The organism is Limnomicrobium aquaticum (assembly GCF_040545545.1).
In the GTDB taxonomy this organism is placed as follows: Bacteria; Pseudomonadota; Alphaproteobacteria; order Rhizobiales; family Rhizobiaceae; genus Ensifer_A; species Ensifer_A aquaticum.
This window is the reverse complement of record NZ_JBEPMB010000001.1, coordinates 79,124-97,891: the sequence shown is the minus strand read 5'-3', so window position 1 is coordinate 97,891 and position 18,768 is coordinate 79,124. Positions and strand designations below refer to the sequence as shown.

Sequence of the window (18,768 nt, the reverse complement as noted above, 5' to 3'; positions counted from 1 at the left end):
ACGATCAGCCGTTCCCGGAGATAACCTGACAGGAGAAGGACTTGGCCTTGAGCGCGCGGCACGCGTTCTCCGCAGTTTCGCGGCTGCTGAAGCCGATGAAACGCGCGCGGTAGACACCGCCGGCGTTTTGCGCAAAATTCATCACGCCATTGAGGCTCGGTCCGGCCTTGCCGCGCGCCTTTTCCAGCAACCCGCGCGCATCGTCCTCGCTCTTGGCCGTCGCAATCTGGACTTGCCAGAGCGTATCGGGGTCACTCGACATATTGTCGGGATCGGGCTGTTCGTTCGCCAGTGCCGCCTCTGTCTCTGCCGCGACATCTTCATCCGCATCATCCACGGGTTTCACCGGTGCCTTGGCCGACTGCGCGGGCTTGGCAAGAGCATCGTAGCGGGAACCCGGCAGAGGCACCGAACCGAGCGAGGCGACGACGGCCTCCTCACGCTTGGGCTCGCGCTGGGGCTCGCGCTCCGGCTCCGCCGCAACCGCCACAGGCGGCGCAACGCGGGTCGCGACGAGCGCGGGAGCACTCTCGCGGACGGGCGCATTGTCTCGACGGGCAAGCGCGATCGGCACGGACATGTTCAGAAGAGCAGCCATCTTGGCATCGCGCGCGCCGGCCGTCCGTCCGCCCATCACGACACCGATCACGCGTCTGCCGCCATCATTCACCGCGGTGACGATGTTGAAGCCGGAAGCATTCGTGTAGCCGGTTTTGATGCCATCCATGCCGCGATAGCGATACATCAGCCGGTTATGGCCATGGATCGTCCGCCCGCGGAAAGAGAAGGCACGCGTCGAGAAGAGACGATATTCACTCGGATAATCCCGGATCAGGGACACACCCAATCGGGCCATGTCACGCGCCGTCGTCACCTGACGCGAGTCCGGAAGCCCGGAACCGTTGCGGAACGTCGTCCGCGTCATGCCGAGCTGCCGCGCCTTACGCGTCAGCATGGACCCGCAATCGCCGCGTCCGGCGAGATAATCGCACATCGTCTCGGCCGCATCATTGGCCGACAGCACGATCATGCCGAGCACGGCCTCACGAACCGTGAGCGACTGCCCTGCCCTGACGCCGAGCTTCAGCGGAATGACGTGAGCTGCGCGCGACGTCATCGGAATGCGGGTGTCCCAGCCGATACGGCCGGCACGCAGCGCCTCGAACGTCATATAGAGCGTCATCATCTTGGTCAGAGATGCCGGGTGGTTGAGCGTGTCGGCATTTTCCGACGCCAGCACCTTGCCCGTGTTGGCGTCGAGCACGAAATGCGCATAGCCGGCCTCAGCAGGCTGCGCTGCAAACAGCGCAGATGCCAGCATCAATGTCCCAAGAACAGCCAGCCGCAATGCAGTCAGACGGCGCATGCAAGGTCTCCTGCAATATCGTTTATCTGGCTGATTCTAATGGTGTTGCATGGCAACAGAGAAGTTAAAATTTTAACGATCTGATTTCATCGTTAATGAAATATGAATTCCCGACTCAGCGATCCCGCCGGAATGCGAAAGCGCATTCAGCGTAAGAACCGCCGTGATCCAGGAATGCGCGCGATCGCGAGGAGCGACACGGTCGTGACCGCGATGACCGCCGCCGCAAGCCCCAGGCGCTCGGGCACGTTCATGCCGTTGATGGACAGAAACTTCAGATCCCCCTGCGAGACAAGCAGGATGAAGAAGGCATGCAGGCAATACATGCCAAGCGCATATCGACCGAGCGGGGCGAGCCTATCGGCAAGCTTTAGCGGAAAATACCTGAGAAGCAGCAGGAACACGGCTCCCGAATAGATCGCGGTGCCAAACAGAACATCGAACGAGCCCGACTTCAGATGTCCCGCGTCTGCGGAACGGATAACGATCAGAAGCGACTCGCCGAATTGCAGCCCGAACCCGAAAAGGGCGATCAGACCCAGCAACAGACAAGACGACCGCCTGATGGCCCCTGCCGTCGCCACGAAGGAACCGAACCACATGAAAAGCAGCCCGAAAAACGGGGTATCGCGGGCGTCGAAGGATTCCGGACTATCCATCATCCGGGAGAGATAAGGCAAAAGCCCGCTTTCGATATTGTAAGGACCGATTGCAAGACCGATCAGGAAAGCAGCCGCCGCCACGGCAAAGACAAGAGAAGGCGTCAGCCATGCTCTCAGCCAGGCAAAAATCGCCACCGTGACCAAGAGCCAGGGTATGTACCAGAGATGAAAGGCCAAGCCGCCTGTAAAGACGATCTGCAAGGCTTCCTGCCAGGGACTGACAAGCGGGGCGCTGTCGCCACGAAGCCCTGAAACGAATATATCGAAAAGGTAGTACAACAGCTCCCAGAAGACGAAAACTGGCAGGAGACGCCGGACGTAGCGGGATACGATCTGCCATGGGCTTCGGGAGGAATTTGCAAGCAGATAGCCTGTCATCATGAAGAACATCGGCACGGCGAAACGTGTGGCACCGTTCACGACGCCCAGCCATCCGAAAATCCTTCCCGCATCCACGCTTGAGACATGCAGAAGCACGACAGCGCAAAATCCAACGAACCGAGCCGCATCGATCCGGGTATTTCTATCGACGGTAGCGGTGTTTTCCATGACGCCCTTTACCAAGGACCGAGACTGGCATCCAAGAGACTAAGATGCGGATTTAGGCTTCAACCCTTGCGCGTCGTCAAGTAGACCCCCACAGCCGCGACCGCCGCGCCGACGATCATCGGCACGGTCAGCACCTCGCCGAATAGAACCCAGGCCTGAAGCGCGACCGCTGCCGGCACGAGATAGTTCAGGGAGGCCGCCTGCGACACCTGCCCCTTGCGCAGCAGATAGAGAAGCAGCGCGATCGCGCCCGCCGAAAGCGCCAGCACCGACCATGCCATCGTCGCCCAGACGGCAAGCGAATTGTCGAAATGTGGCGCCTCGACAAGGAAGGCAAGCGGCGTCAGCACCACGAATGCGCCGACATATTGCAGCAATGCGATGGTCCGCAGATCGCCGCTATGGAGATGCTGCTTCTGATAGATCGACCCGTAGGTCACTGCCGCCATCCCCGCGACATTGACAAGGACTGGAAGCAAAGGAACCGCACTTGCATCCGTCGCCATCAGCTTGGGCGTAATCGCGATGACAATACCCAGGAAACCGAGCGCGAGCCCGAGCTTCTGCTTGCCCGAAAGCCTCTCCCCCACCAGAAACGGCGCGGCGACCGCCGTCATCAATGGCTGCAGAGCAGAGATCAGGCCGGAAATCCCGGCCGGCACGCCGTGAGCAATGCTCCACCAGACGCCGCTGAGATAGATGCCATGCAGGAAGACGCCGCTGACGGCCGCATGCAGGGTCGCGGCGCGGCTTTCCAGCCATTTGGCACCGCTGACGCGGCAGATCCCGTAAAACAGCACGACCGCCAGCGCGAAGCGGATAACCAGGAACAGAAGCGGGCTGGCGTGAAACGCGCCGAACTTTGCCACGATCCAACCGGTCGACCAGAGGGCCACGAAAACAACGGGTATAAGACGATCGATCATGACGAGCCGGGGAATTTGGGGATGGACCGGCGCACCCGGCAGGTCGTTTCATAGGCCGATTGCGGCACGCGGTCCAGTCCGGACTTTTGACGTCTGCCCAAATTTTGAACACTGCACGCAGGCCTTTTCCGGGCACGCCCTTGATCGCGCCTGTTTTTTGAGCAGCGCGCATGCATGCGAGTAGCCCATCTTCATGGAACTTTATTGAAAATCAGTCATTTATGAGAAATCCAGATATTTCGCTTCGAACTGTGCATGGTTCTTGCATTATCGGAATTGTTGTATTCATATGAATAAAAAACGGGGGAACACGGCATTGGCATTTGATGAAATGTTGAATGCAGGCGCAGATCCGAGGCCACCATACCGCTCTTATCATGAATGGTATGCGGCACAGGATCCGGCAAACCTGATTGCAAAATCGCGCGACGCAGAAAACATATTCCGGAAGACTGGCATCACCTTCAACGTCTATGGTCACGAGGACCAGTCGGAAAAGCTCATCCCCTTCGACATCATTCCCCGCATCATTTCCGCCCGTGAATGGCGAAAACTGGCTCAGGGCATCGAACAGCGCGTGATCGCGCTCAACGCCTTCTTGGACGACATCTATCACAAGCAGGAAATCATCAAGGCTGGCCGCGTTCCCCGCGCGCTGATCGAGAAGAACCCCACCTTCCTGCCTGAAATGATCGGCATGCGCCCGCCAGGCGGCGTCTACACCCACATCGTCGGCACCGACATCGTGCGCACCGGCGAGGATCAGTTCTACGTTCTGGAAGACAATGCCCGCACGCCGTCCGGCGTCTCCTACATGCTGGAGAACCGGGAAACGATGATGCAGATGTTCCCGGAACTCTTCTATGCGAACAAGGTTAGGCCGGTCGAGGATTACCCCTATCAGCTCCGCCAGAGCCTTCAGGAACTCGCCCCTCCCGGTTGCAAGGGCAAGCCGCGCGTCGCGGTTCTAACACCCGGCATCTACAATTCGGCCTATTACGAACACTCGTTCCTCGCCGACCAGATGGGCGTCGAGCTTGTGGAAGGCTCGGACCTTCGCGTCATCGACGGCAAGGTCTGCATGCGCACCACCCTCGGATATCAGGCGATCGACGTGCTCTATCGCCGCGTCGATGACGACTTCCTCGACCCGCTGACCTTCCGTCCGGACAGCGCGCTCGGCATTCCCGGCATCATGGATGTCTACCGCGCCGGCAATATCACCATTGCCAACGCGCCCGGAACCGGGATTTGCGACGACAAGGCGATCTATTCCTATATGCCGGAAATCGTCGAATTCTACACCGGCCGCAAGGCGATGCTCGAAAACGTGCCGACATGGCGCTGTTCGGAAGAAGACAGCCTGAAATACGTGCTCGAGCACATTGACGAACTGGTGGTGAAGGAAGTTCACGGCTCGGGCGGTTACGGCATGCTCGTCGGCCCGACCGCCACCAAAAAGGAAAGGCTGGAATTCGCCGAGAAGCTGAAGGCCAAACCCGCCAATTACATTGCACAACCCACCCTGTCGCTTTCGACGGTGCCGATCCTCGTGAAGAACGGCGTGGCACCCCGCCACGTCGATCTTCGTCCCTATGTCCTTGTTTCGAAGACCGTCAAGATCATCCCCGGAGGGCTGACCCGCGTGGCGCTGAAGGAAGGCTCGCTGGTCGTCAATTCCAGCCAGGGCGGTGGCACCAAGGACACCTGGGTTCTGGAGGACTGAGAGAATGCTCGGACGGACTGCAAACGGACTCACCTGGATGTTCCGTTACATCGAGCGCGCCGAAAACATCGCGCGCCTTATCGACGCTGGGCTTCGGATGACGCTGACCCGCTCCGGCGGAACGGGCGGTGACTGGGACGGTGTTCTCCAGAGCGCCGGCATGCAGCAGGCGTTCCTGGAAGAATACGAGGCCGTCACGGATAGCGACGCCATCGACTTCATGCTCAGAAGCCTGAACAACCCCTCAAGCGTCCTTTCCTGCATTGAAGCGGCTCGCAACAATGCCCGCATGGTGCGCACCGCTCTGACGCGCGAAACCTGGGAAGCGACGAACGAGTTCTGGATCGACCTCAAGCAGTTGCTCGCCCGCAAGGTGCGCCCGCAGGACATGCCGGGCGTCATCGAAACGATCAAGCGCCGCGCCGGCCTCGTGCGCGGGGCCTTTCACGGCACGATGCTCCGGAACGAGATCTACAATTTCTCACGCATCGGCACCTTCATCGAGCGCGCCGACAACACGGCCCGCATCCTCGACGTGAAATACTATGTGCTGCTGCCATCGGTCTCCCATGTCGGCTCATCGCTCGACAATATCCAGTGGGAATCCATCCTGCGTTCCGTCTCGGCGCATCGCGCCTATGGCTGGGTCTATGATGCGGTCTACAATCCGGCGAATATCGCCGACTTCCTGATCCTCAACGGCCAGATGCCGCGCTCGCTGCACTATTGCTACGACAAGATCGTCAGCAACCTGTCCTATCTGGAACGCGAGTACAAACAGCGTCTCGACGCCCATGACACGGCGGATGCAACGCTGCGGCTGCTCGAAAAGGGCTCGATCAAGGATGTGATGGATCAGGGTCTGCATGAATTCCTTGAGGATTTCATCGGCCACAACAACCGGCTCGGAATGCAGATTTCCGAAGGTTATCGCTTCTATTGAGCCCGAATGGACCGCACCATGCGATTGAAGATCAGCCACACGACCGAATATACCTATGACGAACCGGTGCAGTATTCGCTGCAACGCCTGCGCCTCACGCCGAAATCCGGCCCGACGCAGACCGTCATCTCCTGGAAGACCTCCGTGGAGGGCGCGAAGCTTGAAGTCGGCTATGACGACCAGTTTCAGAACTTCACCGAACTGGTCTCCCTGAACGGCGAGCAGCATTCAATCCGCATTGTCGCCGAGGGCGAGGTCGAAACAATCGACAAGGCCGGCGTGCTGGGACCTCACACCGCTTATGCACCTCTGTGGCTCTATCGCCGTGACACGCCGCTGACCAAGCCTGGCAAGCTCATCCGCGAACTTGTCAAATCGCTGGATGCGGCCGATGACCTGCCGAAGCTGCACCAGCTGATGAGCCGCATCAAGGCGCGCATCGTCTACACGCCCGGCACGACGGATGCCGCGACCACCGCCGAACAGGCGATGGACCTGAAGACCGGCGTGTGTCAGGACCACGCCCATGTCTTCATTGCAGCGGCACGCCAGATGGGCTTCCCCGCTCGCTACGTCTCCGGCTACCTGCACATGCCCGGCAACCCGGAACAGACCGCAAGCCACGCCTGGGCCGAAGCCCATGTCGACGGTCTCGGCTGGGTGGGTTTCGACGCCGCCAACGACATCTGCCCCAACGAAGACTACGTTCGCGTCGCCATCGGCCTCGATTACAAGGACGCCTGCCCCATATCGGGCATGATCCATGGCGTTTCATCGGAAACGATGAAGGTCGCAGTCGTGGTTGAAGGACCGGAGCAGTCGCAAAGCCAGAGCCAGAGCTGAGGGTAAAAGCTCGCCTGAAAACGAAAAAAGGCCAAGCGATGCTTGACCTTCCTCTGTGTCCGCGCGGCACCAGTTCATCCGTGGCTCGCCTCTCGCTGACAAGGGATGTTTACCCGAGATATTTGACGGCAATATGACATGGACGAATCCCGGCCCCTGCCGATAAGGTCACGCAAAACCGGGAGGCTTCAGGATGCGGACGCTGGAACAGGCGATCAATGCGGCGACACCTGTCGAGGGTGAGCGTTTCGACGGAGACGACCTTCAGGAATTCCACATCGGTGAAGTCGAGTTTCGCGCCTGCCGCTTCATCAACTGCAATTTCGACTATGCGAGCTTCCGCGCAGCCCGCTTCATCGGCTGCAGCTTCGACCATTCGTCCTTCAAGGAAGCAACGTTCAAGGATTGCGTCTTCGCCGAGAGCGAGACGGGCAGCGAATGGCGCTACTGCGACCTCTCCAAGGCTGAATTCGAAAAGTCCAACCTCTCACTCAACAAGTTCGTGGGCTGCGAGGGCTATATGCTCTCCTTTACCGATTGCGCAGCGCCCGGCCTCAAGGCCGATATCGAGGCGCAAAGGAAGGTCCGCAGCCAGGTGATCCCCGGCGGACTGCGCTTCATCCGCTGCAAGATGCAATATGCCGAATTTGCGCCCGGCGATCTTCAGGACAGCATTTTCGAAAGCTGCGACCTGCGAGACGCCTCGCTTGCCGGCGCAAAGCTGAACCACGCCAGCTTCCGCGGCTCCAGCCTCGCCAATATCGACTTCGCCGGCGCGGTGCTGGACCACGCCAACCTCTCGCACGCGAGCTTCGACGAGCTGGATTTCCAGTCCATGGCCTCATTCCGGGCGCTCACGGTTACGCGCGACCAGCATGAGGCAATCGTCACATCCTTCGGTCTGCTGACGGTCGGCTGATCAGCCCTTCAAACGCGAGGCGATGCGTTCCGGCAGTGCCCGGTCAACCACGAGCCGTCTGATATCGGCAATGGCGAGATAACGGCCTCCAACGCCCGGCTTGCCGAGAACCTGAAGCAGGACCGGCCACTCCCCATCCATCAGCTTTCGGTCGATGGCGCGACGGTTGCCGGCAGCCCGTTCCCAGTTCGCCTCCATGAATCGCTTGATCTCGGCGTCGTCCAGGCCCAGTTCGGTCGCCCCCGCGCTATCCGTCTTCATCGAGCCGAAGCCTGCAAGCCGCTCCAGCTGCGCCTCGTTTGCCTCGCCGTCAACGCCGATCACCCGCGAACCCACCCCGCGCTTGTCAAGCGGCCCGCCGCGAAGACCCGAGAGATGAACGCCCTGCTGCCCGTTACGCCAGATTTGCGCCGGCGAAAGTCCGTTGGCTGCCAGCGCAATCAGCGCGACCAGAAGGAAAGGCAGCGGTTTGCCGCCGTCGCTCGCTCTGGAGATTTCGCAGATCGTATCGGACAGACGTCCGATCGGCTGAAAATCGTCGTTCACCAGCCCTTGCGCCACGAGGGCACGCAGGAATGGACAGGGATTTCCGGACGATACGGGTCTTGCAATATTCATATCCAGCCCTCCAGGCTCGTAATGTCCGTAATCGCCACCGCAGAACCGTCATTGTCAACCGGGAAAGCCGACCATTTCTGGGACAATGGCCTGCCACAAAAAGGCTCGGACAGGCTTGCATCGTCATGAATACCGGCCACTGCACGAGCAAAGCAGGCCCTGCCCTGCGCCAACGCCCAAGACGAACCCGGACAGGACGCCCGCCATGATTTTCGGACAAAGCCTCTTCGACGCGGTGCTCGAGCGTCTCGCCGAAGAGCGGGAAGAGGAAGCAGACCTCACGGACGCGGGAGACGTGCCTGCCGGCATTCGCGGCCTCGGTGCCGGCTTCGTCGGAAGACCCATCGGCATTCCGCTGCCCGATGGCGAGAGCCGGCTCCACGATGCCTATTTCGATTTCGAGGACCGATCGCCCTCAGCGGGTGAGCCTCAAACCGAACCGCCCTTCGAGCGGCTGGAGGCACGCACCTTCTCCCGCCTCACCCCGCAGGATGTGGCCGAAGACCTGAAACTTTCGGAAGCCCGATCCGCCGAAGCGCTGCACAGCCTGCGCCGCGCCTTCGCCCGCCAGAACCATCCCGACATGGTGGACGAACAATGGCGCGAACAGGCAACACTGCGCATGAAGATCGCCAACCTGCTGATCGACGAAGCGCTGAAACGCCTGCCGTCCACAAGTCGCTGAGGAAATTATTCCTCGTTTTCTTTCGCCCGCGCCGCGTCCGCCTCCGCCTGCGCGGCCGCCTTGGCATCGGCATTGGCTCGATGCTCGGGATAGCGCCAGAACAGTTCCCAGGCCGCAAACAGCCCCACCCCGCCGGCAATTGTCCCCCAGAAGGGCGAACCTTTCGTCAATTCCAGCACCGACCACGCGGCCAATATGCCCACGATCAGCAGCCGAACCCAGAGCGGGCGATAGATCGGATGTTCCGGATCGATATTCAGCATCGGCTTCTTCACGACGACATGACCTCCCTGAGTTAAAACTGCGCCGCCGAAACGCTGTCGAAATCGGCGGCAACGCGCGTGTCGCGCAGCGGACGCACGGCTGCGGTGATTTCGCCGTAAAGCGGATGCGCCTTGTAGGCATCGAGATCGGCCACGGTCTCGAACTCCGCATAGACAACGAGATCGACGTCGTTGGCGTACAAATCGCGCTTCAGGTTGATCCCAACCTCGAAAAGCTTCGCATCCGGTATCTCGCCGAGGCGCAGGAGACGCGAGCGCGCGTTTGCAAGATTTGCTTCCGAAACCGTAAAGAACACGATGTGCCGGATCACTCAAATCTCCACTTCTCAAAACGATGCCCCGCCATAGAACAAGCCATGAGTGCGCACAAGCAACTTGACCGAGATCGGCGGGCTCGGCCATTCGAAAGGGACAGGCGCAGCAACGGTTCCCGCCTTGCATTCCTCAAAATATTGTTATATATAATAACTAGTTTTGGGAGGAACACATGCCAGTGATATCCATGCCGGGCATTCGCCCCGTCAATTTCGGCACGCTCGACGTCTCGGTTTCGACGGGCAAGGACGGCGTTACCTATATCCGTCCGGTCGCGCCGATCGGCGATGTCCCCGTCTCAACCATTGCCATGCTGGAATATTGGGCGGAACATGCACCGGACCGTCTATTCCTCGCCGATCGCCTGCCCAACGGTGAATGGCGTCGCGTGACCTATTGCGAAGCACGCGATCTCAGCCGCTCGATCGCGCAATACCTGATCGACCACGAACTCTCCGCAGATCGCCCGGTCGTGATCCTCTCCGGCAATTCGGTCAACCACGGCCTCGTGGCGCTCGGCTGCATGAGCGCGGGCGTGCCCTACGCCCCCATCGCGCCGGCCTATTCGACCAAGTCGAAGGATTTCGACAAGCTGCATCACGTCTTCGACCTGATCACACCCGGCATGGTCTTTGCCGAACATATCGAGCTCTACGAAGACGCTATCCGCGCCGTCGTGCTGGAAAGCATCCCCGTCTTCGGCACCGGCGACCTTTCCACCGTGCCCGGCGCGCATAATCTCAACGAGATTCTCACGCAGCCGGCGACGGAAGCCGTCGATATCGCCATTTCGAATCTCGGCCCCGAGACGATCGCGAAGTTCCTCTTCACCTCCGGCTCCACCGGCAAGCCGAAGGCAGTCATCAACACGCAAGGCATGATCTCGGCCAATCAGATCATGATCCGCGACACGCTCGCCTTCCTCAAGGACGAGCCGCCGGTTCTCGTCGACTGGCTGCCCTGGAACCACACTGCCGGCGGCAACCACAATTTCGGCATCGCCCTCTTCAATGGCGGCTCGCTCTATATCGACGATGGCGCACCGACGCCGATCGGCATCCACAAGACTGTCCACAACCTGCTCGACATCGCCCCCACGCTCTATTTCAACGTGCCCAAAGGCTATGAAATGCTGGTCGAACACCTGCGGTCGAACGAGACGTTGCGCAAGCGCTTCTTCTCCCGCGTCAAGGTTCTGCAATATGCCGGCGCCAGCCTCGCCGACCATGTCTTCAAGGCGCTGGAAGACCTCGCCATGGAAACGGTCGGCGAGAAGATCATGATCATCACCGGCTATGGTTCGACCGAGACGGGTCCGTTCCTTTCCACAACTGTCTGGCCCGTCGGCCGTCCCGGCGAGATCGGCCTGCCAGCGGCCGGATCCGAGATGAAGCTGGTGCCGAATGGCGAGAAGATGGAAGTCCGCGTCAAGGGTGCCTCGATCACGCCCGGATACTGGCGCCAGGCGGACAAGACGGCCGAAGCCTTCGATGAGGAAGGCTATTACCTGATGCAGGATGCCCTGCGCTATCACGACCTGAACGACATCACGAAGGGCCTGCTCTTCGACGGCCGCGTGACGGAAGACTTCAAACTCGACACAGGCACCTGGGTCAATATGGCAAGCGTGCGCGGTGCCACCATACGCGGCCTCGCCCCCTTGGTGCGCGACCTCGTGCTCACCGGGCTAGATCTGCCGCATATCGGCGGCCTGCTCTTCCTCGACTACGACGCCTGCCGCCGCGAATTTCCGGAACTGGCAACTGTCGAGGACACAGCAGCGATTGCGAAGCACCCGGCCCTTGTTGCCCGCATCCAGGCCGGCCTCAACGATCTTGCCCGTCACTCGACGGGCTCCTCCACCATGGTCGCCCGCGCCATCATTCTGGAAACGCCGCCCTCGCCCGATGCCAACGAGATCACCGACAAGGGCTCGCTCAACCAGCGCGCCGTCATGGCCGCGCGCGCCGCGCATTGCGAAGCACTCTATGCGGCCGAGATTCCGGCACATGTCCTGGTGGCCAACAGGAAGGGTTAAGGAGACAGGTTTCGGCTTCGTCGCCCCCTCATCTGCCTGCCGGCATCTTCTCCCCGCTGGGGAGAAGAGGAAGAGCCGCAGCGTCGCGACGCCCTCCTCTCCCCTCGGGGAGAGGGTCGCCGAGCGATAGCGGAGGCGGGGTGAGGGACGGCCGCGAATTCAACCCTCAATTTTACATAGCGTCACGCTTCAGAGGAGAAACCCCATGGACATCAACAGAATCTCGGTCACGATCACCGGTGGCGCATCAGGCCTCGGCGCGGGCGTCGCGAAGCTCCTCGCCTCCAAAGGCGCAAAGGTCGGCATTCTGGACCTGAATGCTGACCTCGGCGAAGCGCTGGCGAGCGAAATCGGCGCGACCTTCGCACGCTGCGACGTCTCGGATGAGGCAAGCGCCATCGCCGCCCTCGACGCCCTTGAAGCAAAGAACGGCACGGCCCGCGTCCTCGTCAACTGCGCCGGCATCGGCACGGCGAGCCGCATCGTCGGACGCGACGGTCCGCATTCGCTCGCCGCCTTCGAACGCGTCATCCGCATCAACCTCATCGGCACGTTCAACATGATGCGCCTTGCCGCCCACCGCATGCAGGCGCTTGAGCCGCTGGCCGACGGCGAGCGCGGCGTGATCATCTCCACTGCCTCGGTCGCCGCCTTCGAAGGCCAGATTGGCCAGGCTGCCTATGCTGCCTCCAAGGGCGGCATCGTGGCGATGACGCTGCCCGCGGCGCGAGAGTTCTCCAAGATCGGCATCCGCGTCAACACCATCGCGCCGGGTCTCTTCAAGACCCCGCTGATGAATGAACTACCGGATGAGATCCAGGCGAGCCTCGGCGCCTCGATCCCCTTCCCGTCGCGCCTCGGCTCTGCGGAAGACTTCGCGAGGCTTGCCGCCTCGATGATCGAGATGAGCTATCTCAACGGCGAAACCGTGCGCCTTGATGGCGCACTGCGGATGCAGCCGAAGTGAGAGTGATCGCTATTCCGTCAGCCGGTTAACGAGGCGGATCAGCTCGTCGCGGGCCTCTGGTCCGCCGAGCTTCGCGATCATGCGATCTTCATGGGCCTGCCAGGTGGCCAGCATGTTCTCGGCAAACTGTTCTCCGAGCGGCGTGAGATAAAGCGCCTGGACGCGGCGATCCGTCTCCGACTTCCGCCTCTCGACCAGATCGCGGCCCTCGAGCCCATCGACAATGGCGACGAAATTGGCGCGCTGAATGCCCAGCGCTTCCGCCACCTCGCTCTGCTTGAGGCCGGGGTTGTGCTTGATGAGGAGAACGACGGAGAAATCGGCAGGGCGCAGGCCCTCGGCGGCGAAGGATTCGCCGAAATCCTGGAAGACTGCGAGCTGCGCGCGACGCAGCCTATAGCCTACCGCTTCGCTCAGGACTGAATAATTGATAATGGCATGCCTCCCGTTCCCCGAAGGTTTTGGCCCCGAAGGTTTGGCAAAGATTACATGTTTCTGCACCAATTGCAAAAATTCGCCATAGCGCACCTTGCCCAAGCTTCGCTACAGTTATACTGTATAACTAATTTGGAAGACAACGGCTAAATGCCGATCGCGCATGGGGAGGACGAGACCGATGACCGACAGCAAGCAGAATATCCGGATCAGCCTGGAAGGCAATCTCGCCTGGCTCACCTTCTGCCGCCCCGAAAAGCGCAACGCCATCAACGACCGCACGCTCGCCGAACTGCGCGCCTTCTTCTCCGCCCCGCCGCAGGGCGTTCGCTGCGTCATCATCAGCGGCGAAGGCGGGCACTATTCCGCCGGTCTCGACCTTTCGGAAGCCGTCGAGCGGAACTCGGTGGACGTGTTCCGTCATTCGCGCAGCTGGCATGAAGTCATGGACCTGATGCAGTTCGGCGGCCTGCCGATCGTGTCGGCCATGCAGGGTGCCGTCATGGGCGGCGGTCTGGAAATCGCCGCCGCGACCCATGTCCGCATCGCCGAGCCCTCGGTCAAGTTCCAGCTACCGGAAGGCAAGCGCGGCATCTATGTCGGCGGCGGCGCGACCGCGCGCATCTCGCGCATCGTCGGCCCCGACCGCATGACCGAAATGATGCTGACCGGCCGCATCTATTCCGGCGAAGAGGGCCAGCGGATCGGCCTTGCCCACTATCTCGTCGGCGAAGGCGAAGCGCTCGCCAAGGCGAAGGAACTGGCCGAAAACATCGCGACCAACTCCACGCTCATCAACCAGATGGTCATTCAGGGCATCGCCCGCATCAACGACATGAGCCGCGCCGACGGCCTCTATGTCGAGAGCCTCACGGCCGCTATGACCCAGACCGGCCCCGACGCCCGCGAAGGCCTCAAGGCCTTCCTCGAAAAGCGCAAGCCCAACTTCTCCTGACGACAACGGCCTTCCTTACCCCTTACACAGATCGGGGCATCCAAGAAACCCGTGGGCGCAATCGCATTTCGAGTTGAAGCGCCCGCACGAACACGCTAAGAAGCCGCATCGGATCGGCGAAAGCCGTAGGCAAGCACCCGTAGCTCAGCTGGATAGAGTGTTGGATTCCGATTCCAAAGGTCACAGGTTCGAATCCTGTCGGGTGCGCCATTTTGCTCTATTAATGGTTAGATTGCGAACGCGGAACACCGCCAGTCGCTGCACGGATGCAGCCGGTGTGGCGCGGCGCGACCTTTTGGACAAATCAGCGCCAGCTTCTGGACACCAAAACATAAAATTTGGATGACCGAAATACGATCATCGCCGCGACAGACCCCTGTTCAAACCAAACTGAGACTGTATCGCGCGACCTGTGTTTGACCCTACCTTTGAGACCTTCTCTGCGACGGCCTCGTCAATCATCACATCGATAGCAACACCGTTTGAGGTCGAACGATCACGCACCTTTACGTTCGACCCATTCCCATTGATGATGTTGATGACGGGAGAGGCCGAGGCGACGGCAGTTTGACCGACCGAAGGCCACATCGGCGCGGCGGGAACATTGCTGTTTGCAACCGACGCGACGTATCCACCCGAAGCATAGCCGGCGCGCGCCTGACGGTGCATGGCATCAAGAGGGCCAAGGCCAATCTTATCTACAGCGAGTTTTGAGAAAACAAACTCGCCACCGTGGACATAGCCCGCAATCGACTTCTCATCGATATTCCCGGTAAATCCTCCGACATCGAAGCCGCGCGCCAAGAAGCTGCCAAGCGTCGTATTTGCAGCCCACAGAGGAGATGTCGGAGAAACGCCGCCGAGTGACTTTCCAATTGATCCCAGGATGTCTTGCCACCAATTGTTTCCGGTGCCTGCCCCGCCGTTGGAAAGGATATTGCCAAGCTGGCTACCCATCTGTGCAACACCGTTTCCGAACTGACTTAGACCATTGGTGGCCGCCCCAAGCCCAGAGCCAAGGCGACCTGTTGCATCGGACGCGCCGGACATGCTGCGTCCAAGAGCCTCCGAAGAGCCGTCCGCGATCTTGAACGAACTCGACATCTTCGAGACATCGGCATTGAAGCGGTTCACATACTCATTGCCAGATGTGCCAAGCATGTCGCGGCCCTGACCACTGCCGCCAACCGAGCCGGGACCACCGAACCACGCTTGCGCCGCGCCGCTCGGCCCATACTTGTTAACATAGCCGCCAAAATACTTGTCAAAAACAGCGTCCTGGGCGGAAGGTGAACCGAGGAACTGACTTGGCGTCATCGCCTTGCCGAGCGCGTTTTTAGTCCAAGACGGGATATTTGAGCCCATAACCTGATACGCGCCATAGGCCCGGTCACCGCTCGCTGTGACCGGGCCTAGTGCACCATAATTGCCGCCGCTCGACTCGATATTTTTGATTGCCTGCCGGTAGACGGCCTGCATGTTGTCGTTGGCGACCCCACTGGTAAGACTTTTAGTCAAGTCGTTTATCAGCCCACCGCCCTGCATCGCGCCATTGATGACGACACTGGCGGCGGTGACATTCATCGCGCTGATAGATGATGGCGTCACCGGGGAAACCGCTGCCCCGCCCATCAACTGGCCGATCACGCCGCCAGCATCAGACAACGTGCCGTAGTTCGTGCCAAGAAGAGCATTTTTCAGGGGGTTCGTAAGACCCAGTTCGATGATAGATTTTTGAATGTCGGCGATGACTGAATTGGCTGCACCGACCCAATCGCCTGTGCGGATGGCTTCGCCAATCGCGTCTATCGCGCTCTCGCCGGTAGACTGAACAGTATTCCAGGCGTCTTGAAGGCGGTTGAGCTGTGTCGTCTGATCCGCCTCAATTTGAGCGTTCTCCCGCATGGTTTGCGCCAACTGTCCGTTAGCGGTAATGCCTTCATCACGGATGCGCTTCTCCGCCTGGGCAAGAGCAAGCGCGCGCGCCCTAACGGCAGCGCTCTGACCTACAAGCGCGATTTCAAGACGAAGCTGCTGGATATTATCCGTCTGATTTCTCAGGATATTGGTCCCCTTGATCGCCTCTTGAAGCCGACCATACTCCGCCGCCGCCTGCTTAATGCGTGTGATCTCCTCTCCGGAGACCGTCGTTCCGGCCTTGTCCGCTGCTGTTTTCGCCTCGGTGAGAAGACGCAATTCCATGCGTTGCGTTTCAATTGATGAAGTTGTCTGCCCGATGAGCCCCAATTCCAGACGAGCGCTTGTCAGCGTGTCATCAATGGACCGCACACGATCGCGCTTCGCCTCGGCAAGCTGCTTTTCAGCAGAAATCAACGCCTGCTGACCCGCAAGCTCGATGCGGTTTGCCCGATCCGTGGAGCTTTCGGACGGGTTGAACTGCGCGGCAGCGGTCGCCCGTGCGGCTGCAGCCTTCTCCTGGGGGCTCTTCGCATCCGTCGTCAGCCGGTAAGCGTCAATCTGTTGAGCCTGCAACTCTGTCTTCGACGGTGTAAGATCGGCAAGCCGCTGTTGCTGCTTTCCGGCGTCAAACACCCCGAGCGGGTCGAGGCGCGACCCCTGAAGGGCAATCTGCGCCATGATATCGACGGTCTTCTTCGCCTCACCATTCAGCTTGTACAGGTCTTCGGCAAGCTTGATGAACTCGTTGCCAACCTTCGAGAAACCCGGATTGGCATCATCGATGCGCTTGATCGATTCAACGAAACCATCGACATCGGCGCTGCCGTTCTTGATGCTGTCCTCAAGATCGGAGAAAGCCTTGCCGAACTGTTCGGCAAATCCCGGAATAGCATTGTACTGCTTGCCCACGCCGAATTCGAAGAACTTGGCGTTGAGGGTGTCAAAGGCCTTCTGCTGTTGCTTCTGCGTCTCGACAAGGCCGGCGCTCGCATTCGTTTGCGCAATGATCTTCTGCGCATCCGTGTACGTCTTCGCCTCATTCGTCGCGACACCCCACGCTGCCGCAAGCTCCTTGACCAAGCTCGCCTGCGCTTCGATGACCTCACTGGCCGTTTTGCCCTCCGATGAGGATGTCGTGAAAAACTGGATAGCTGCGGCGGTGGCAGCCGTGAGCCCAACGGTGACGAGTGAGACCGGGTTAAGCAGACCCGTAATACCCCCGAGTGCCGCCGCGCCCGCTTCTTTGATGCTCATACCGGCAAAGCCACCCGCAAGCTGCGAGCCCTGCTGAAGGCCGACCATCAGCGGGTTCATCCCCATGGCCGACGTCATCGCAATATCCTGGAACTGGAACATTGCATTCGTAGCAGCGGAATTCGAGTTTGCAGGAACAACGCTGGGCTTTGCAACGGTGCCATCTGCCGCCGCCTTCTTCGCCACATTGTTCCGGTCCATGTTGGCGACAGGCGCGCTAAGCGTATTGGCAACCGATCCGGCAGCGACGCTGATGGATGCAAGCGTCTTACGGGCGTTTTCAGCCTCTCTAGACAGCGAACCTGCCGCCGTCGCATCGCGCGTCATTGATGCAGCGTGGCGCGAAAAGGCCTCAGCTCCTTGATTGGCCTCAGTTCCTAACGCGCCGACTTCCTTGCGCAAGTCGCTGGTTGCAGCCCGCGCTGCACTGGTCTGTGCCTTAAAAACCAGTTCAAATTCCATTTTACCTGCCAATGATCCGCCCTTTCCCTATTCTTCCGAAGCGAGGTCAACGGCCTCGGCAAAGCTGATGTTTTTCGCACGCTCGATTTCGCGGGCGCGCTGGTAGAGCTGGTGGCGGGCCGGGTCGATGGTATAGCCATTCGGTATAACGATTGACTGGGGTTTTCCTGCAAAGGGATCACCGCTGACATCGACCGCGCCAAAGGACACGACTTTCGGCTGACGTTCGAGGTAGCTCAAAAACCAGTCGCGGCTTGTCGTCTTCGGCCCATCGGCAAAGCTAATGGTGTCCGAACTGTCCAACGATGCGGCAAAATCAACGACCTCATCCCTGAACACCGGCAAAACCCGGCCGTCTTCGATAAGCCGTTCAATGCGCATAGCAGCGCGTTCGCGTCGGAGCGCTTCGAATTCCCGACGCTCCCCCGACGAAAAGCCCGCAAACTCGACGCTCTGCTGAAGATCGAAGGTTCCACCGGCCACGTGAGAAAACTGGACTGGTTTCAGACCGGGAACGGCAGGTGACGCACCCCCAAGAAAACCAAGGTGCTGCAGATAAACAGAACCCGGCTTCGGATTAGCTGTGCTGTTGGGTAGGAAAAGGGAGACCGAAACCTTCTTGTATCGGCCCTCCTTCACCATATCGGCAAACTCGGCAACGGTTTCCCTCGTCGTCGCCATGAGCTTGTCGCCCTCGACATAGAGCTTATCGACCCAGCCATAGGCGGGTGTGTCGGTTTTTGGGTGACCGATCACCACGGGCGCGGGATAGTTGACAGGATCGTAGGTGCTGGCAATTTCCTTCAACTCCCGAGTCGTGATTTTGGCAGGCTCGCCATTCATCGGCGTGAACGTCCCAGCCCGGAAAATCTCAATTGGTCCGTATGACTGACCGGCCATA

General features: G+C 60.0%; 17 protein-coding genes and 1 tRNA gene. 9 read left to right on the top strand and 9 right to left on the bottom strand.

The features are described from left to right. Positions 1-4 precede the first annotated feature (4 nt). From ABID16_RS00525 to ABID16_RS00515, 3 genes are all read right to left on the bottom strand, one after another. Positions 5-1,321 (bottom strand): serine hydrolase, encoded by a 1,317-nt coding sequence (locus ABID16_RS00525; protein WP_435532374.1) that lies wholly within the window; start codon positions 1,319-1,321, stop codon positions 5-7. Between the two features lie 191 nt (positions 1,322-1,512). Then, on the bottom strand, positions 1,513-2,577 hold the full coding sequence (locus ABID16_RS00520) for an acyltransferase (RefSeq protein WP_354554087.1): 1,065 nt from the start codon (positions 2,575-2,577) through the stop codon (positions 1,513-1,515). A gap of 59 nt (positions 2,578-2,636) precedes the next feature. Next, complete coding sequence (locus ABID16_RS00515) at positions 2,637-3,503, bottom strand: DMT family transporter (RefSeq protein WP_354554084.1); 867 nt, start codon at positions 3,501-3,503, stop codon at positions 2,637-2,639. Between the two features lie 316 nt (positions 3,504-3,819). Here ABID16_RS00515 and ABID16_RS00510 point away from each other — a divergent pair, with 316 nt between their 5' ends. From ABID16_RS00510 to ABID16_RS00495, 4 genes are all read left to right on the top strand, one after another. Beyond that, positions 3,820-5,229, top strand: coding sequence for a circularly permuted type 2 ATP-grasp protein (locus ABID16_RS00510; protein WP_354554082.1), 1,410 nt, complete (start codon positions 3,820-3,822; stop codon positions 5,227-5,229). Between the two features lie 4 nt (positions 5,230-5,233). Next, on the top strand, positions 5,234-6,172 hold the full coding sequence (locus ABID16_RS00505) for an alpha-E domain-containing protein (RefSeq protein WP_354554080.1): 939 nt from the start codon (positions 5,234-5,236) through the stop codon (positions 6,170-6,172). A gap of 18 nt (positions 6,173-6,190) precedes the next feature. Continuing rightward, positions 6,191-7,015 (top strand): transglutaminase family protein, encoded by an 825-nt coding sequence (locus tag ABID16_RS00500; protein WP_354554078.1) that lies wholly within the window; start codon positions 6,191-6,193, stop codon positions 7,013-7,015. Positions 7,016-7,208: 193 nt separating this feature from the next. Continuing rightward, complete coding sequence (locus ABID16_RS00495; protein WP_354554076.1) at positions 7,209-7,934, top strand: pentapeptide repeat-containing protein; 726 nt, start codon at positions 7,209-7,211, stop codon at positions 7,932-7,934. Here the strand turns inward: ABID16_RS00495 and ABID16_RS00490 are convergent, their stop codons facing one another. Then, positions 7,935-8,552, bottom strand: a complete 618-nt coding sequence (locus ABID16_RS00490) for a hypothetical protein (protein WP_354554074.1) — start codon at positions 8,550-8,552, stop codon at positions 7,935-7,937. It lies immediately after the preceding gene. A 205-nt stretch (positions 8,553-8,757) separates the two neighbouring features. Between ABID16_RS00490 and ABID16_RS00485 the strand changes: the two genes are divergently transcribed. Then, complete coding sequence (locus tag ABID16_RS00485; RefSeq protein ID WP_354554072.1) at positions 8,758-9,237, top strand: hypothetical protein; 480 nt, start codon at positions 8,758-8,760, stop codon at positions 9,235-9,237. Positions 9,238-9,242: 5 nt separating this feature from the next. Here the strand turns inward: ABID16_RS00485 and ABID16_RS00480 are convergent, their stop codons facing one another. Next, positions 9,243-9,512 (bottom strand): hypothetical protein, encoded by a 270-nt coding sequence (locus ABID16_RS00480; RefSeq protein ID WP_354554070.1) that lies wholly within the window; start codon positions 9,510-9,512, stop codon positions 9,243-9,245. 20 nt (positions 9,513-9,532) lie between these two features. Further along, on the bottom strand, positions 9,533-9,832 hold the full coding sequence (locus ABID16_RS00475; protein WP_354554068.1) for a Dabb family protein: 300 nt from the start codon (positions 9,830-9,832) through the stop codon (positions 9,533-9,535). A 176-nt stretch (positions 9,833-10,008) separates the two neighbouring features. On the opposite strand from ABID16_RS00475, the gene ABID16_RS00470 reads away from it, so the two are divergent. Both ABID16_RS00470 and ABID16_RS00465 read left to right on the top strand, forming a co-directional pair. Continuing rightward, positions 10,009-11,874: a feruloyl-CoA synthase gene (locus tag ABID16_RS00470; protein WP_354554066.1), complete on the top strand. Its 1,866-nt coding sequence runs from the start codon at positions 10,009-10,011 to the stop codon at positions 11,872-11,874. Between the two features lie 205 nt (positions 11,875-12,079). Further along, the gene (locus ABID16_RS00465) at positions 12,080-12,841 is read left to right on the top strand and encodes an SDR family NAD(P)-dependent oxidoreductase (RefSeq protein ID WP_354554064.1); all 762 of its coding nucleotides are present in this window, start codon (positions 12,080-12,082) and stop codon (positions 12,839-12,841) included. 9 nt (positions 12,842-12,850) lie between these two features. Here the strand turns inward: ABID16_RS00465 and ABID16_RS00460 are convergent, their stop codons facing one another. Further along, on the bottom strand, positions 12,851-13,342 hold the full coding sequence (locus ABID16_RS00460) for a MarR family winged helix-turn-helix transcriptional regulator (protein WP_354554062.1): 492 nt from the start codon (positions 13,340-13,342) through the stop codon (positions 12,851-12,853). Between the two features lie 115 nt (positions 13,343-13,457). On the opposite strand from ABID16_RS00460, the gene ABID16_RS00455 reads away from it, so the two are divergent. Together ABID16_RS00455 and ABID16_RS00450 are read left to right on the top strand one after the other, a co-directional pair. Beyond that, complete coding sequence (locus ABID16_RS00455) at positions 13,458-14,231, top strand: crotonase/enoyl-CoA hydratase family protein (protein WP_354554059.1); 774 nt, start codon at positions 13,458-13,460, stop codon at positions 14,229-14,231. A 133-nt stretch (positions 14,232-14,364) separates the two neighbouring features. Next, positions 14,365-14,441, top strand: a tRNA-Arg gene (locus ABID16_RS00450). Positions 14,442-14,588: 147 nt separating this feature from the next. On the opposite strand, the gene ABID16_RS00445 is transcribed toward ABID16_RS00450, so the two are convergent. Both ABID16_RS00445 and ABID16_RS00440 read right to left on the bottom strand, forming a co-directional pair. After that, a complete protein-coding gene (locus ABID16_RS00445; protein ID WP_354554057.1) occupies positions 14,589-17,867 on the bottom strand; it encodes a phage tail length tape measure family protein in 3,279 nt (1,092 codons plus the stop codon). A gap of 27 nt (positions 17,868-17,894) precedes the next feature. Continuing rightward, complete coding sequence (locus ABID16_RS00440) at positions 17,895-18,767, bottom strand: hypothetical protein (RefSeq protein ID WP_354554055.1); 873 nt, start codon at positions 18,765-18,767, stop codon at positions 17,895-17,897. Position 18,768 lies beyond the last annotated feature (1 nt).